The following is a 14628-nucleotide window of genomic DNA, read 5'->3' on the forward strand; positions in this document are numbered from 1 at the left end:
TCAGTCCGTGCACCTGATTTCGAGAATCCCGTTGTTGCAGCCGAATTGCATCTGGTCGCGCGTATACGGGCGCGGCAGCAGCACTTCCTTGATGTATTTCTTGGGCCGGTGCTCCGCGACGATCGTGAGCACGTCGTCCTGGACGTCGAGCCTCACGTCTTCCAGGCTCACGCCCGGCATTTCCGCCACCACGAGCGTATGGTCGGTCTCCTCGAACACGTCCACGATCGGTTCGATCACTTCCTGCACCACCGCGTGGCCGGACTTGTCCTTGCGGATGTTGCCGAACGGCTCGACCGAGACCCTATCCTTGTCCTGCCCCAAACCGACCTTGATGTTGATGCCGTAGACGCCCCGAATGCCCGCATCGGTCGTACGCTCCTTCAGCAACTGAAGTTCATTGCCGGTCTGGGCCAGTTCGTTGAGTTTCTCCACCAGGTTCACGATGCCCGACATGATGCCTTCGAAGCCGCTGGCCGTTTCTTTCGCTCCGTCACGCTTGGTCTTCATCGTCGACTCCTCGGAATTCGATGCGGTACTCCTTGACCTTCGAATGGATGGTCTTGTAGTCGACTTGCAAGACTCGTGCCGCTTGGGCCTTGTTGCCATGGGTCGCCTGCAACACCTGGTCGATCACCCGCCGCTCGATGTCGGCGATATTGCGTCGTACCACTTCCTTCAGCGACAGCCCTTCCCAGCCGAATTCCGGCGCCGGCGCCGCATGCTTGCCGGACTCGGCGATATTGAGATGAGCCGGCTGCACGATGTCGCCGGCGACGAGGACGGCCTGCCGGATCGTGTTGCGTAGCTGCCGGACGTTGCCCGGCCACGGGTGATTCAACAAGCGCTCGCAAGTCGCGTCGGCGAACGTGACGGCGGGCTTGTCCAATTCCGTGCAGGTTTGCGTGGCGAAGTGCTGCGCGAGGTAGAGGATGTCGTCGCGCCGTTCGCGCAACGCCGGGACGTGAATCACGAATTCGGACAGCCTGAAGAAGAGGTCGCTGCGGAAGTCGCCTTCGAGCGCCTTCTGCTCGACGTCCTCGTTGGCGGCGGCGACGATGCGCACGTCCAGCGGCAGCGGCGTGTTGCCGCCCACGCGATACAGCGTGCGCTCCTGGATCACGCGCAGCAGCTTGGCTTGCGATGCCAGCGGCAGGTTGGCGATCTCGTCGAGAAACAGCGTGCCGCGGTTCGCCGCCGAGAACTTGCCGGGCTTGGCGGCGCCCGCGCCGGTGAACGCGCCTTTCTCGTAGCCGTAAAGTTCCGATTCGAGCAGTTGCTCCGGAATCGCGCCGCAATCGATCGCGACGAACGGCGCGGCGCGCCGCCCGCTGCCGCGGTGGATCGCGCGCGCGACCAGTTCCTTGCCCGCGCCGCTTTCGCCCACGATCAGGACCGAAAACGTGCTCTTCGCGACGAGCCCGATCCGGGCGACCAGGCGGGCGACGGCTTCGCTCGGCCCCATGCTTTCGCACAGGCTGGCGGCGACCGACGGCTCGCCGCTCCGGCCGCCGCCGCTCGTCAGCGCCGTCCTGACCGCGCGCACCAGCACGTCGTCGTCGACCGACTTCGAGATGTAGTCCTGAACACCGTCCCGCATCGCGCAGATGGCGCCCTGCACGTCAGGATGGTCGGTGAGCATCACCGCCGGCATCTGCGGCGTCTGTCGCCGGATCGCGTGCAGCAGATCGAGCCCGCTCATGTCCAGCAGGCGATCGTCGAGCACCACGGCGTCTGAGCGCTGCAGCTCCAGGGTCTGCAGCGCCGCGTAGCCGGTTTGCGCGGACACGGCGTCGAGGCCCGCGTCGCGCAGCAGCTCGGTCAGCCGCGAGCCGAAAATCGGCTCGTTGACGATCAGCACGCGCACCGGCATCGAGCTTGGAACCGTATTCATGGCGTTCGCCATCTCAGATCGCCGGGCTGCCGAGCGGATAGCTCACTGCCAGATCGGCCGGCAGGAGTGGGGCCACCCGATGCAGCGCGCCGATAAACAGCATGCCGGTGCCGTCCGCCGGCAGCGTCTCGTCGATCCGGCGCGCAATGAACCGGTCGCGTCGTTGCAGCAGGTCGGCCGCGAGCCGGCGTTCGGCGTCGGTCCGATGACCGTTCGCGGAGGGGGCGTTGAGCAGCCGCCAGGCGAGCTCGTATTCCTCCACCAGCAATTCCGGCGCTTCGGTGCCGACCACCGAGGCGCCTTGCCGGCTCAGCGTTTGCAGCAAAAGATGATTGCGACTGCCTGTCTTCGCGAGATCGTCGACGATCTCGCGCTCGCGGCCGCATACCGGCAATCCGTCCTGATAGACGCGCAGGGATTTCAGGTCGAGGCCGAGCCGGGGGATGGCTTCTTCGATGCCGTCCCACATGTGCTCGACGTCGGTCACGTGGCGTTGCCATGTGTCGGCGCCGAGATTGGCTTGCGCCGCGTCGTCGACGAGCGGGCCGAACTGCCCCATATCGATACCGGTGTGGAGAATCGGAATGTAGATCAATGTGCGGCTGCTGCCGGGCATGGCCGCTCCCCTTTGTCTTGCCGTATTTGTCTTGCCGTATTCGTATGTTGCGGCCTTATGCTGTAATTCTCATCATAGGAAATATACCGCTGTCCGCGGTGGCATTTTTGCCGCGCATGCTCCGCGCATTGGGGCGGTATGGAAAGCTTTCCATGGAACGCTTTCCATACCGCGACGCCGCTTCCATACGTCCGATATGCACGATTGCGCAAAAGGCGTTTCAATCGAATTCGATATTGATCGAAACACGAGAATTGAAAATCGCGATATCGGCTCATTGTTTCGAACGCGGCATTTCGCGCCGATTTCGCCAGCCTTGTAATCAAAGCCGTTGCATATCGGCGCCGCATGGCCGACGGCGGCATCCGCGGCGACTTTCTCGCGCGATGCTCCGCGCCCCGGCATGGGGGTTGCTTGGTGGCCCTAGCCTGCTCCTGCAGCGCAAATGTCTTTTCCCATCAACGTATAGCAAGGAGGCCATCATGGCCAAAGTGCAAAAATCGACCGACTCTTCGAGCCTGGCCGAAGTTGTCGATCGCATCCTCGACAAGGGCATCGTCATCGACGTGTGGGCAAAGGTGTCGCTTGTCGGCATTGAGCTGCTTTCGATCGAAGCCCGCGTCGTCATCGCATCGGTCGAAACCTATCTCAAGTATGCCGAAGCAATCGGCTTGACCGCGACTGCCGCAGCGCCAGCAGCGTGACCGACGTTGCCGCCAAATGGCGGGCAACTTGGTTTCCGGCCGCGGCAAAGCGGTCGGCCTCGAAAGGAACAGCCATGAACAGCATGACGCAAGACATGACCCGGCTGCATCAGGAAGTCGTGGCGGGTCACAGGGAGCGGCAGAGACTGCTGCAGAAGCTGGCGGATTCGCGCGAGGATCTGCGAATGGAAGTCGCCCAACTGTTGCGGCAACTGCACCTGGCCAATGCCGACATGTTCAGCCACGCGCTCGACGCCAGAACTTCTTTCGTGACGGACCTGGTCGAGCGCGTGCGTGATCTGCGACAGGCGTTCGACGCCGATCTGAGGGGAGCCCGTCGCGCTTGGCGAGGCTAGGGCCGTTTGCGACTGGGCGCGGCGGCCCACCGATCGATGCGCTCGGCCGACCGCTGCGCCTGCCGATGCTTTTCCGATAACTGGAGAGAATCATGACCGATCTCGCCCCACCGCCGGAACTGGTTGCAGCGGCGCGCGGCGTGAATAGCGACGGCGCCGCCCGGAACAGGGTGCGGTTGGAAGCGAGCGCCGAATTCGTGCAGACGCCCGCCGTTCGCAACCTCACCGAACGCGCGCTGACCTATCTCGGCGCCGGCTACGGCGTGCATCTTGCGGGGCCGTCGGGCACCGGCAAGACCACGCTCGCATTCCACATCGCCGCTCAGCTCGGTCGGCAAGTCGTGCTGATGCATGGCGACGACGAACTCGGCAGCGCCGATCTCGTCGGTCGCGGCACCGGATATCGCCGCTCGCGGGTGGTCGACAACTTCATCCATTCGGTGGTCAAGACCGAGGAGGAAATGACCACGACCTGGATCGACAATCGCCTGACGACAGCCTGCCAGCATGGCCTCACGCTCATCTACGACGAATTCAACCGATCCCGGCCGGAAGCGAACAACGCGCTGCTGCCGGTATTGTCGGAAGGCATCCTGAACTTGCCCAATCGCATGACGGGCGCCGGCTATCTGACGGTGCATCCCGGCTTTCGCGCGATCTTCACGTCGAATCCGGAAGAGTACGTGGGCGTGCACAAGACGCAGAACGCGCTGATGGGCCGGCTGATCACGATTCAAGTGGGGCACTACGACCGCGAGACGGAAGTCGAGATCGTCTGGGCCAGGTCCGAAATCGAGCGCGCCGACGCCGAGCGGATCGTCGATCTGACCCGCCGGCTGCGCGACACGAGCGACAACGGCCACCATCCCAGCATCCGGGCGGCCATCGCGCTCGCCCGCGCGCTCGCGTATCGCGGCGGCGAGGCGACGCCCGACAATCCCGGCTACGTATGGGCATGCAGAGACATCCTCGGGGTGGAGCCGGAGCAGGAGGCGCAGGCAGTCCGTCACGCAGGCCGGCGCACGAAAGCGCGGAGATGAATCATGCCGATTCCGAGAAAAGGGCTGCACGACATCCGTGCCCGGCGTACGTCCGGCACGACGGCGATGCCGGTGCACAGCATGTACATGCGGATCTCGTGCATCGAAATGGAAAAGAGCCGGCGGGACATCGAGCGGCGAGCCGCGCAGCGCCGCATCGACAGCGTCGACAGCCGGCTCGCCGATCTGGAGCGCGAGAAGGCCAGACTGTATGCGGCGATCGAAACCGAAGCGCCGCAGGCCGCCGATATCGGCGGATCGTTCCGGATCCGATATTGAGAGGGACATCATGAACATCAACTGCATTTCCTGCGGGCACCAGATCGAAGTCGACGACGACTCCTACGCTCGATACCACGGCGCGCTGCGCTGCTGGGTCTGCCATTCGCTGCTGATGGTGGATATCGTCGAAGGCTGCATCGAGTCCGTCCGTCTTCAGGACGCTCCGGTGCTCGTGCCGCCTAACGTGAAGCCCAATATCCGCAAGCCGGTGCCGCATGAGGTGCAGCATGACCAGCCATAGCGGCGCCCGTTACCTGTACGCCGTCAAGCATGCGCGAGAAGTGCCCGCCAGCCTTCCGTCGGGCATCGGCGGAACGGCCGTCTACGCGTTGACCGACGGCGACGTCGCGGCGATCGTCAGCGCCACGGGGCTCGCGAAGGTCCGTCCCGAGCGGCGCAATCTGCTCGCGCATCACACGGTCATCCAGAGCCTCGCGACCGAGGGCACCGTGCTGCCGGTGGCGTTCGGCACGATCGCCACCAGCGAAATCGCGCTGCGCAGGATGCTCAAGAAGCATCGGACCATGCTCGGCAGCGAACTCGCGCGGCTCGCGGACCATGTGGAAATGAGCGTGCGACTGAACTGGGACGTGCCCGATGTCTTTCGCCACCTGATCGACGTCCGCCCCGATCTCAAGGCTGCGCGCGACGCCATGCTGGCGCTCGGCGGCGCGGTCACGCGCGGCGACAAGATCGAGCTGGGCAGCCGCTTCGAGCGCGTGCTGAACGAAGAGCGGGCGCGCCACGCGGCATTGGTGGACGAGGCGCTCGACGTGTGTTGCCAGGAGATCCGGCACGACCCGCCGCGCAGCGAGACGGAAATCCTGCGCTTGACCTGCCTCGTGCGAAACGCCGAGCTTGGCCGATTCGAGTCGAATGTGACCGCCGTGTCGCGGGAGCTCGACGATTTGCTCGTGCTGAAATACAGCGGGCCGTGTCCGCCTCACCATTTCGTCAATCTCAACATGAGTCTCTGAAGGGTGCCATGTTCATTCTCGATAACCTGCTTGCCGCGCCGATCAAGGGCATGTTCTGGATCTTCGAAGAGATCGCGCAGGCCGCCGAGGAAGAGACGATCGCCGACATCGAGATGACCAAGGCGGCGCTCGTCGATCTCTATCACGAACTCGAATCCGGCCAGATCGACGAGGCTGCGTTCGAAGCGCGCGAGCAGGCGCTGCTCGATCATCTGGACAGCCTGGAAACGTCGTGACGCCGCCTTGCCCGCCGCCGTCTCGGGCCGTGCGCAGCGCGGACGGCGAACCCGTTCCGGTCGAGCTCGCCGAGCGGCTGTCCCTGTGCGAGGCGCTGGACCGGATTCTCAACAAGGGGGCGGTGATTTCCGCCCACGTGGTCGTGTCGGTGGCCGGCGTCGATCTGCTCTACCTGCATCTGCGCTTGCTCCTGAGCTCGGTGGAAACCGCGTTGGCCGGCCGCGCGATGCCGCTCGAAGAGGAATCCCGATGAATGGGCCGCACGTGGCGGCAGTAACGAGCGCCGCCGCACTCGCCGCCGCGCTGGAACAAGCGCTCGCTCAGCAACAGGCGCCGCCGCCGCGCGCGACGCCGCGCGTCGACGTGACGGCCGCCCCTGCGGCCAACGGCGTCGCGAAGCTCGTTCTGGCGCTGATCAAGCTGTTGCACGAACTGCTGGAGCGGCAGGCGTTGCGGCGAATCGAGGCCGGCAGCCTGAACGACGACGAAATCGAGCGGCTGGGGCTCGCGCTGATGCGGCAGGCCGAGGAGATCGAGCGGCTCGCCGGGCAGTTCGGCTTCACCGACGCCGATCTCAATCTCGATCTCGGCCCGCTCGGCCGTCTTTTTTGAGCGCCATCCCTTGAGAGTCATCCCATGAGCCAGTCACGCACCGCATCGCCACAGCACAGCGTCTCCAGCACGACCGTGGCCGATCTGCTCGAGCGCGTGCTCGACAAGGGCATCGTCATCACCGGCGATATCCGGATCAACCTCGTCGACGTCGAACTTCTGACGATCCGCATCCGGCTCCTGGTCTGCTCCGTCGATAAAGCGAAGGAGCTCGGCATCGATTGGTGGAACGCCGATTCGTTCTTTCTGGGCCCGGACAAAGCCCGATCCGCGCTGCCAGGCCGGGCGGCCGCCGTCGATGTCGCGGCGGGCTCCGCCGCGCACGTCGATGCGGGCCGTCCGTGATTCGTCTGCCGCGTTGTTTGCCGTTTCGTTTGCCGGACGGTATTCGCGAAATCGGGGCGAATTGGGAAGGGGCGCGCGCTCTCCCGTTTTTTCGTGACGGCGCGCATGGAGCAGGTTCGTCGGCGCGCGACGAAGCGGCCGCCCCTTTCATGTCGGATCGCCGCCGGATCGCCGATGCGCCGGACGGTTTCCGGTCGGCGTCGCGGATGCTTCGGGCCGATCGCCTGGCCGAACGGCGTCGCGCCGGAACTCGTCGGTAGCGGGCGTTTTCGTGTTGCTCATGGTTTCTTTCCCGGGCCACATCGCCCTGCCGGGTGTGTCCGGGAGCGATCGCGAAGGTCGCGCACGGTGATCCGAGGGCCTTCGTGCGTCGCGGATCGCGCATGGCGGATGTGTGTCGCGGCTCGTACGTTGCAATTCGCAATTCGCAACTCGCAACTCGCAACTCGCAATTCGCGGGTCGCAACGCGCAACTCGCAACGCGCAACGCGCAACGCGCAACTCGCGGGCCGCGCCCCCTTGCGCTTGCCGCGAGCACCGAGCGATACGCGCCGCATCGCTCGCATCGTGATTCGACGCGCTCCCGGCTTCCCGTCGAGTGCCGCGAGCCAAATTCCGCGGCCCCCTATTGGCGCGATCGACTCGCGCCGCGCAACGGGCGTTTCGACGAAATCCTTGCTACGCCGCCGTCGATATCGATATCGAAATTGCTTGGTTAGCCTTTGCGCGTCGAAACGCTAATGTGACGTGCATGGCGGCGCGATGACATCGCGACGGGCGTGCGACGAACGAAGCAGGCGCGCACCGAACGCGACGCGGTCGCGCCGCCCATCTTCCGTAGAACGAACGGGCGCGCCGCGGCGGCGAGCCGGCGCATCGGCGCATCGTCCGCGCGCGACCGTTCGCCTCCGACGACATCGCCATGACTGACAGCATTATCGACGCCGCGCCGCACGACGCGCGCGCGAAGCCCTTGATCGACGCGCTGGTCGACGAATACGCGACGCGCTATCACGCGTACCGGCCCGACAGCCGCGCGTCGGCGCAAGCGGAGCTCGCGCGCTATTCGGCCGAGCTGTTCGCGCCGCCCGAAGGCGCGTTCATCCTGCTGATCCGCGACGGCGAGACGATCGGCGGCGGGGCCTTCAAGCGGTACGACGCGCAAACGGCGGAGCTCAAGCGGATCTGGACGCGCGCCGATCTGCGGCGCCAGGGGCTCGCGCGGCGCGTGGTCCGCGAACTCGAACTGCGCGCCGCGCGGCAGGGTTATCGGCGCGTCTATCTGACGACGGGATTCCGGCAGCCGGAGGCGTGGGCGCTGTATCTCGACGCCGGCTATGCGGCGCTGTTCGATCGCGACGTCGATCCGGAGATCTACGTGCATTTGCCGTTCGGCAAGGATCTGATCGAGCCCGCCCGCGTCGGCACGCTCGACGACCTGCGCGCGCCCGTGCCGGCCGCGCCGGTCGAATGACGCGCGGCGCGGCGGGCGGCGCGCGCGTGGCGCGCATCCCGGCCCGCGCTTCGGGCCCCGCGCTTCGCATCGAAAACGACGAGACATTCGCAACGAACAGGAATCGCCGATGAAATTGCAACACACGAAATCGATCGCCGGATGGGCCGCACGCGCGGTCGTCGCGGCCGTGCTGATCGGCGCCGGCGCGGCGGCGTCGGCCGTCACGTTCGACCTGAGCCCCGAGCAGCCCGGACGCGTGCGCGGCGCGCGCGACGAAGCGGTGGTCCGCGCGCTGCCCGCGAGCTTCAAGTTCGCCGAGCCGGACACGCTGACCGTCGGCATCGCGCCGAGCCAGCCGCCGATCAGCGCGTACGCGACCGACGCGCGCACCGTCGTCGGCTTCGACGCCGACCTCGCGCAACTGTTGTCCGACAGCCTCGGCCGCAAGCTGAAAATTGTCGCGCTCGCATGGGCGGACTGGCCGCTCGCGCTCGAATCGGGCCGCGTCGACGCGGTGCTGTCGAACGTGACCGTGACCGAGGAGCGCAAGGCGAAGTTCGATTTCTCGACGTATCGCAAGGATCAGGTCGGCTTCTACGTGAAGTCCGACAGCAAGATCGCGTCGATCAAGGAGCCGAAGGACGTCGCGGGCCTGCGCGTGATCACCGACGCCGGCACCAATCAGGAAAAGATCCTGCTCGAATGGGACCGCGAGAACGTCGCGCGCGGGCTCAAGGCCGTCACCGTCCAGTATTACGACGATCATGCGGTCAAGAGCGTCGCGCTGCAGTCGGGCCGCGCCGACGCGATCTTCAGCGTGAACTCGGTGCTCGCCTATCAGGCCGCGCAGCAGCACAGGACGAAACTCGTCGGCGCCGTGAGCGGCGGCTGGCCGCGCACCGCGGACATCGCGGTCACGACGCGCAAGGGCAGCGGACTCGCGGCGCCGTTCACGATCGCGATCAACGATTTCATCAAGAACGGCGCTTACCGGCGCGTGCTCGATCGCTGGAGTCTCGGCTCCGAGGCGATCGACGTGTCGCGGACCAATCCGCCGGGCTTGCCGAAGACTTGACGCGCGGCGGCGGCGCGCCGGCCGGTCTTTCGCGATCGGCGCGGCGCAGCCGCGCATGCCGCCCGTAGCCGCCCGTTGGAGCCGCAGCATGAAGCCGCTTGACGAAGCCAATATGTAGCGCCGCTCGATGGCGTGATGACGTAGGGCGACTGCGCGGGAGCCTGCGCATCGCTTTGCCGCATCGCCCGGCGCTTTCCGATTTCCCGTAGCCTGCATTCGCACCCGCCATGTCTTATTCGTTATCGCTGCTGGACAAGAGTCCGATCGCCGAAGGCGCGACGGCGGCCGACGCGCTGCGTTTCACGGTCGCGCTCGCGCAGCGCGCCGAAGCGCTCGGCTATCGCCGCTTCTGGATCGCCGAGCATCACGGCGCGCCGGGGCTCGCGAGCTCCGCGCCCGAGATCGTCGTATCGCACGTGCTCGCGCATACGTCGCGGATCCGCGTCGGGTCCGGCGGCGTGATGCTCCAGCACTACAGCCCGTTCAAGGTCGCGGAGACGTTCAAGCTGCTCGCGTCGCTCGCGCCGGGGCGCGTCGATCTCGGCGTCGGCAAGGCGCCGGGCGGCTTGCCGCTGACGACGCGCGCGCTGCAGTCGCTGCACGACAGGCCGCGCAAGCCCGCGTTCGCCGACCAGCTCGCCGAGCTCGACGCGTTCCTGAACTGGGGCGTCGCCGAGGATCATCCGCTCGCCGGCGCGCTCGCGCTGCCGGTGCCGCCCGAGGCGCCCGAGCGCGTGCTGCTCGGCGGCTCGCCGGAGAGCGCCGCGCTCGCGGCGCGGTTCGGCTGGCAGTTCTGCTATGCCGGACACTTCAACGGCGACGAGGCGAACGTCGAGCGCTCGCTCGACGCGTATCGCCGCGCGACCGGGCGCGCGCCGCTCCTCGCGCTGTACGCGGTCGCGGCGCCGACGAAGGCGGAAGCCGAGCGGCTGATCGGCGCGCTGCGGATCTTCAAGCTGAAGCTCGCGGGCGGCCAGAGCGTCAATCTCGGCAGCGCGCAGGCGGCGGCCGAGTTCGCGCGCCAGAGCGGCGCGACCGACTACCGGATCGACGAGCTGCGCCCGCACGTGATCGCCGGCGCGCCGGACGACGTGCACCGCGAGCTCGACGCCTTGAGCCGCCGCTACGGCGTCGGCGAGTTCGTCGTCGATTCGCCGGTCACGCACTATCCGGCGCGGCTCGCGTCGGTCGAGCTGCTCGCGCGCGCGCGGCAGTCCGTGCGGACCTGAGCATCCGAGACGGCGCGCGCCGCGGCTGCGCGCTTTCGTGCGATCCCAACGACACCCACGTTCATCATGACCCAGTCCACGATTCCCTTCGGCATCATGCTGCAAGGCGCCGGCAGCCACATGAACGCGTGGCGGCATCCGAGCAACCCGCCGGACGCGAGCGTCAACCTCGATTTCATGCTGGGCGTCGCGCGCAAGGCGGAGGCGAACGGCATCGCGTTCGCGTTCGTCGCCGACGGCCTTTACATCAACGAGAAATCGATCCCGCACTTCCTGAACCGCTTCGAGCCGATCTCGCTGTTGTCCGCGCTCGCGGCCGCGACGTCGAAGATCGGCCTCGCGGGCACCGTGTCGACGTCGTACAGCGAGCCGTTCACGGTCGCGCGGCAGTTCGCGTCGCTCGATCTGCTGAGCGGCGGCCGCGCCGGCTGGAACGTCGTCACGACGCCGCTCGAAGGCACCGCGAAGAATTACGGCACGAAGCATCCGGACCACGCGCTGCGCTACGAGATCGCCGACGAATACCTGAGCGTCGCGCAGGGCCTCTGGGATAGCTGGGACGACGACGCCTTCGTGCGCGATCGCGCGAGCGGCCGCTTCTTCGATCGCGACAGGCTGCATGCGCTCGATCACGCGGGCCCGTTCTTCCGGGTCGCCGGGCCGCTCAACATCCAGCGCTCGCCGCAGGGGCAGCCGGTGATCTTCCAGGCGGGCTCGTCGGACGCGGGGATCGCGCTCGCGGGCAAGTACGCGGACGCGGTGTTCACGCATTCGCCGTCGCTCGACGAGACGCGCGCGTTCGCGACGCGCGTGAAGGACAGCGCCGTCGCGCACGGCCGCCGCGCCGGCGACGTGAAGATTTTCCCCGGCATCGGTCCGATCGTCGGGCGCACGGCCGCCGAGGCGGAGGACAAGTACCGCGCGATCCGCGATCTGCTGACGATCGACGACGCGCTCGCGTACCTCGGCCGCTACTTCGATCACCACGACTTCACGCGGTACCCGCTCGACGCGCCGTTCCCGGCGCTCGGCGACATCGGCCGCAACAGCTTCCGCTCGACGACCGACCGCATCAAGGCCGACGCGCGCGCGAAAGGGCTCACGCTGCGCGAGACGGCGCTTGCCGTCGCGACGCCGCGTCCGCAGTTCATCGGCGCGGCGGAAGACGTCGCTGACGAACTGATCCGATGGATCGACGCGGGCGCGGGCGACGGCTTCATCCTCGGCTTCGCGGTGCAGGCGCAGGGGCTCGACGACTTCGTCGAGCTCGTGATTCCGGCGCTCGAGGCGCGCGGCCGCTACCGGCGCACGCTCGGCGGCAGCACGCTGCGCGAGCACCTCGGCCTGCCGCGCAAGGCAAGCCGCCACGCGGCGGCCGAAGTCGCATGACGGCGCCGGGGGCCGTCTCGAGCCGCGCGCATCCCGCGTCGCGCGCGAGCGCGGCGCCGAGCGCCCGTGCGGCGCGCCATCGATCCAGCAAGGAAACACGACCATGAGCGACATCACTCACGCCGTCGGCGGCGCGCTGCCGACGCCGGGCATGCCCGCGGCGCGCGGCGACGCGCCGCGTTTTCGGATCGTGCCGGCCCGCTACCGCGCGCGGACGGCCGGCACCGTGCTCGCCGCCGCGCTGGTCGCGCTCGTGCTGAATTCGGTGCTCGGCAATCCGCAGTGGGGCTGGCCGGTATTCGCCGAATGGTTCCTGTCGGCGCCGGTGCTGTCGGGGCTCGCGCGCACGCTGCTGCTGACCGCGCTCGGCGCGCTGTTCGGCTTCGCGCTCGGCGTGCCGCTCGCGCTCGCGCGCGTGTCCCGCTCGCCGATCGTCGCCGCGTGCGCGTGGGCGTTCATCTGGCTGTTCCGCTCGATTCCGCTCGTCGTGCTGCTGCTGATCCTCAACAATCTCGGCTATCTGTACGACCACGTGTGGCTCGGCGTGCCGTTCACCGGCATCACGTTCGCCGACGTCGCGACGACCGATCTCATCAGTCCGTTCTGCGCGGCCGTGCTCGGCCTCACGCTCAATCACGCGGCGTTCGCGGCCGAGGGGATTCGGGGCGGCATCCTGTCGGTCGACCCGGGGCAGCTCGAGGCGGCCGCCGCGCTCGGCCTGCCGCGAGCGCGGCAGGCGACGCGCATCGTGCTGCCGCAGGCGATGCGCGCGTTTTTGCCCGTCGCGTTCAACGATCTGATCTCGCTCGCGAAGGGCACGTCGATGGTGTACGTGCTCGCGATGCCGGAGCTGTTCTATACGGTGCAGGTGATCTATCGACGCAACCTCGAGGTGATTCCGCTGCTGATGGTCGCGACCGTCTGGTATCTGATCATCCTGACCGTGCTGTCGATCGTTCAGGCGCAGGTCGAGCGTCGCTACGCGCGCGGCGCGGTGCGCAATCCGGCGCGGTCGCCGTTTGCGGCGATCGTCGGCAAGTTGACCGATGCGCTGCCGGGGCGGCGCGAGCGCGCGACGACGCGGAGGGACGGCACGGTCGAGGCGAGCGGCCCGAGCGGCGTGAGGCGCGGTGCGGGGGATGCGCCGCGCGCGGCGGGCGATGCGCAGCCGAGGATGAAGCCGTCATCCGCGCCCGCGTCGCTCCAGCGGATCGGCCCGTCAGCGACGTCTTCCGCCGCGCCGGCTTCCGGCGCGGAATTCGCGCGGGGAGCGCGGGCGCCGGCCGGCACGGCGGGAGCGTCGGGCGAGATGGGCGCGGAGGCGTTCCGCGTATCCGGCGCTTCGGATGTTCCCGCTGCTCCCGGTAGTGTCGCGTCGTCTGCGTCGGCCTCTTCGACTGGCGCAGCCGCATGGGTCGTGTCGGAGGCTTCCGATGTGTCCGATGCGTTCGCCGCACCGCGCGCATCCGCCGACGCGACATCGCCGGTCGCCGCGGCGCGCGCGTCGGCGAGCGTGCGCCGCGGCGGCGAGGTCGCCGTCCAGCGCGTGTCGAAGAGCTTCGGCCAGCACAAGGTGCTCGACGACGTGTCGTTCGTCGCGCCGGCGGGCAGCGTCACCGTGATCCTCGGCCAGTCCGGCTCCGGCAAATCGACGCTGCTGCGCACGATCAACCACCTCGAGCGCGTCGACGGCGGCTTCATCGACATCGACGGCGAGCTGATCGGCTACCGCCGCGACGGCGACACGCTGTACGAGCTGAAGGAGAAGGACGTGCTGCGCCGCCGCGTCGACGTCGGCATGGTGTTCCAGAATTTCAATCTGTTCCCGCATCTGACCGTGCTCGAGAACATCGTCGAGGCGCCCGTCGCGTCAGGCCGCGCGACGCGCGCCGAAGCGGAGCGCGTCGCGCGCGAGCTGCTCGCGCGGGTCGGCCTCGCGGCGAAGGCCGGCGCGTATCCGCGCCAACTGTCGGGCGGCCAGCAGCAGCGCGTCGCGATCGCGCGGGCGCTCGCGCTGAAGCCGAAGGTGCTGCTGTTCGACGAGCCGACGTCCGCGCTCGATCCGGAGCTCGTCAACGAAGTGCTCGACGTGATCAAGGAGCTCGCGCGCTCGGGGACGACGCTCGTCATCGTCACGCACGAGATCGGCTTCGCGCGCGAGGTCGCGGACACGATCCTGTTCATGGAGCACGGCCGGATCGTCGAAGCGGGGCCGCCCGCGCAGGTGCTCGGCGCGCCCGCGCATCCGCGCACGCGCGCATTCCTGTCGAAGGTGCTGTGATGGCGGCGCGGCGAGCGACGTCGGGCGAGGCCTGGCCGAGGCGGTTCGGCCGCGGAATCGACGACGGCGGCGCGGAACGCCGCCGCGGCGGACGAAGCGGGGAAGGGGGCGATGGCGGCGTCCGCTTCGCCCGGG

18 protein-coding genes are annotated in these 14628 nt (G+C 67.8%); 15 read left to right on the forward strand and 3 right to left on the reverse strand.

Annotated elements, in window-relative coordinates:
• Genes BG90_RS23595 through BG90_RS23605 form a run of 3 tightly spaced genes read right to left on the reverse strand, consistent with a single transcriptional unit; the run spans nt 1 to nt 2510 of the window.
• Complete coding sequence (locus BG90_RS23595; RefSeq protein ID WP_010109841.1) at nt 1–510, reverse strand: Hsp20/alpha crystallin family protein; 510 nt, start codon at nt 508–510, stop codon at nt 1–3.
• Nucleotides 494–1861, reverse strand: coding sequence for a sigma-54-dependent transcriptional regulator (locus tag BG90_RS23600; RefSeq protein ID WP_235363856.1), 1368 nt, complete (start codon nt 1859–1861; stop codon nt 494–496). Before BG90_RS23600 ends, BG90_RS23595 begins: the two co-directional genes overlap by 17 nt.
• 46 nt (nt 1862–1907) lie before the next feature.
• Nucleotides 1908–2510 carry a hypothetical protein gene (locus BG90_RS23605; RefSeq protein ID WP_025990325.1) on the reverse strand — a complete coding sequence of 201 codons (603 nt, stop codon included), beginning with the start codon at nt 2508–2510 and terminating at the stop codon, nt 1908–1910.
• Nucleotides 2511–2992: 482 nt separating this feature from the next.
• Here BG90_RS23605 and gvpA point away from each other — a divergent pair, with 482 nt between their 5' ends.
• The 15 genes from gvpA to BG90_RS37510 all read left to right on the forward strand — a co-directional run bounded on the left by gvpA (nt 2993) and on the right by BG90_RS37510 (nt 14493).
• Nucleotides 2993–3214 (forward strand): gas vesicle structural protein GvpA, encoded by a 222-nt coding sequence (gene gvpA, locus BG90_RS23610; protein ID WP_010109838.1) that lies wholly within the window; start codon nt 2993–2995, stop codon nt 3212–3214.
• A gap of 74 nt (nt 3215–3288) precedes the next feature.
• Nucleotides 3289–3570, forward strand: a complete 282-nt coding sequence (locus tag BG90_RS23615) for a hypothetical protein (RefSeq protein WP_010109837.1) — start codon at nt 3289–3291, stop codon at nt 3568–3570.
• A gap of 92 nt (nt 3571–3662) precedes the next feature.
• Complete coding sequence (gene gvpN, locus BG90_RS23620) at nt 3663–4610, forward strand: gas vesicle protein GvpN (protein ID WP_232239157.1); 948 nt, start codon at nt 3663–3665, stop codon at nt 4608–4610.
• 3 nt (nt 4611–4613) lie between these two features.
• Nucleotides 4614–4889, forward strand: a complete 276-nt coding sequence (locus tag BG90_RS23625; RefSeq protein WP_010109835.1) for a hypothetical protein — start codon at nt 4614–4616, stop codon at nt 4887–4889.
• A gap of 10 nt (nt 4890–4899) precedes the next feature.
• On the forward strand, nt 4900–5133 hold the full coding sequence (locus BG90_RS23630) for a hypothetical protein (protein ID WP_010109834.1): 234 nt from the start codon (nt 4900–4902) through the stop codon (nt 5131–5133).
• On the forward strand, nt 5120–5869 hold the full coding sequence (locus BG90_RS23635) for a GvpL/GvpF family gas vesicle protein (protein ID WP_045568411.1): 750 nt from the start codon (nt 5120–5122) through the stop codon (nt 5867–5869). The genes BG90_RS23630 and BG90_RS23635 overlap by 14 nt, the downstream gene beginning before the upstream one ends.
• Before the next feature lie 8 nt (nt 5870–5877).
• Nucleotides 5878–6105: a gas vesicle protein GvpG gene (locus tag BG90_RS23640; RefSeq protein ID WP_010119874.1), complete on the forward strand. Its 228-nt coding sequence runs from the start codon at nt 5878–5880 to the stop codon at nt 6103–6105.
• Nucleotides 6102–6359: a gas vesicle protein gene (locus BG90_RS23645; protein ID WP_232288961.1), complete on the forward strand. Its 258-nt coding sequence runs from the start codon at nt 6102–6104 to the stop codon at nt 6357–6359. The genes BG90_RS23640 and BG90_RS23645 overlap by 4 nt, the downstream gene beginning before the upstream one ends.
• The gene (locus BG90_RS23650; RefSeq protein WP_010119872.1) at nt 6356–6718 is read left to right on the forward strand and encodes a gas vesicle protein K; all 363 of its coding nucleotides are present in this window, start codon (nt 6356–6358) and stop codon (nt 6716–6718) included. The genes BG90_RS23645 and BG90_RS23650 overlap by 4 nt, the downstream gene beginning before the upstream one ends.
• A 24-nt stretch (nt 6719–6742) precedes the next feature.
• A complete protein-coding gene (locus BG90_RS23655; RefSeq protein WP_045568412.1) occupies nt 6743–7063 on the forward strand; it encodes a gas vesicle protein in 321 nt (106 codons plus the stop codon).
• A 922-nt stretch (nt 7064–7985) separates the two neighbouring features.
• The gene (locus BG90_RS23660) at nt 7986–8537 is read left to right on the forward strand and encodes a GNAT family N-acetyltransferase (RefSeq protein WP_010119868.1); all 552 of its coding nucleotides are present in this window, start codon (nt 7986–7988) and stop codon (nt 8535–8537) included.
• 109 nt (nt 8538–8646) lie between these two features.
• Nucleotides 8647–9594 carry an ABC transporter substrate-binding protein gene (locus BG90_RS23665; protein ID WP_010122125.1) on the forward strand — a complete coding sequence of 316 codons (948 nt, stop codon included), beginning with the start codon at nt 8647–8649 and terminating at the stop codon, nt 9592–9594.
• Between the two features lie 227 nt (nt 9595–9821).
• A complete protein-coding gene (locus BG90_RS23670; protein ID WP_010122123.1) occupies nt 9822–10823 on the forward strand; it encodes an LLM class flavin-dependent oxidoreductase in 1002 nt (333 codons plus the stop codon).
• A gap of 66 nt (nt 10824–10889) precedes the next feature.
• Nucleotides 10890–12212, forward strand: coding sequence for an LLM class flavin-dependent oxidoreductase (locus tag BG90_RS23675; protein ID WP_010112987.1), 1323 nt, complete (start codon nt 10890–10892; stop codon nt 12210–12212).
• Between the two features lie 103 nt (nt 12213–12315).
• The gene (locus tag BG90_RS37510; protein WP_082094638.1) at nt 12316–14493 is read left to right on the forward strand and encodes an amino acid ABC transporter permease/ATP-binding protein; all 2178 of its coding nucleotides are present in this window, start codon (nt 12316–12318) and stop codon (nt 14491–14493) included.
• The last annotated feature ends 135 nt before the right edge of the window (nt 14494–14628 follow it).

Origin of the sequence: Burkholderia oklahomensis C6786 (genome assembly GCF_000959365.1) — a bacterium.
GTDB classification, from domain to species: Bacteria; Pseudomonadota; Gammaproteobacteria; order Burkholderiales; family Burkholderiaceae; genus Burkholderia; species Burkholderia oklahomensis.

Coding starts and splice junctions, on each gene's coding strand:
- BG90_RS23625 (WP_010109835.1), top strand. CDS start 4,614: ATGCCGATTCCGAGAAAAGGGCTGCACGACATCCGTGCCCGGCGTACG.
- BG90_RS23595 (WP_010109841.1), bottom strand. CDS start 510: ATGAAGACCAAGCGTGACGGAGCGAAAGAAACGGCCAGCGGCTTCGAA.
- BG90_RS23650 (WP_010119872.1), top strand. CDS start 6,356: ATGAATGGGCCGCACGTGGCGGCAGTAACGAGCGCCGCCGCACTCGCC.
- BG90_RS23605 (WP_025990325.1), bottom strand. CDS start 2,510: ATGCCCGGCAGCAGCCGCACATTGATCTACATTCCGATTCTCCACACC.
- BG90_RS23665 (WP_010122125.1), top strand. CDS start 8,647: ATGAAATTGCAACACACGAAATCGATCGCCGGATGGGCCGCACGCGCG.
- BG90_RS23675 (WP_010112987.1), top strand. CDS start 10,890: ATGACCCAGTCCACGATTCCCTTCGGCATCATGCTGCAAGGCGCCGGC.
- BG90_RS23640 (WP_010119874.1), top strand. CDS start 5,878: ATGTTCATTCTCGATAACCTGCTTGCCGCGCCGATCAAGGGCATGTTC.
- BG90_RS23635 (WP_045568411.1), top strand. CDS start 5,120: ATGACCAGCCATAGCGGCGCCCGTTACCTGTACGCCGTCAAGCATGCG.
- BG90_RS37510 (WP_082094638.1), top strand. CDS start 12,316: ATGAGCGACATCACTCACGCCGTCGGCGGCGCGCTGCCGACGCCGGGC.
- BG90_RS23660 (WP_010119868.1), top strand. CDS start 7,986: ATGACTGACAGCATTATCGACGCCGCGCCGCACGACGCGCGCGCGAAG.
- BG90_RS23655 (WP_045568412.1), top strand. CDS start 6,743: ATGAGCCAGTCACGCACCGCATCGCCACAGCACAGCGTCTCCAGCACG.
- BG90_RS23615 (WP_010109837.1), top strand. CDS start 3,289: ATGAACAGCATGACGCAAGACATGACCCGGCTGCATCAGGAAGTCGTG.
- BG90_RS23670 (WP_010122123.1), top strand. CDS start 9,822: ATGTCTTATTCGTTATCGCTGCTGGACAAGAGTCCGATCGCCGAAGGC.
- gvpN (WP_232239157.1), top strand. CDS start 3,663: ATGACCGATCTCGCCCCACCGCCGGAACTGGTTGCAGCGGCGCGCGGC.
- gvpA (WP_010109838.1), top strand. CDS start 2,993: ATGGCCAAAGTGCAAAAATCGACCGACTCTTCGAGCCTGGCCGAAGTT.
- BG90_RS23630 (WP_010109834.1), top strand. CDS start 4,900: ATGAACATCAACTGCATTTCCTGCGGGCACCAGATCGAAGTCGACGAC.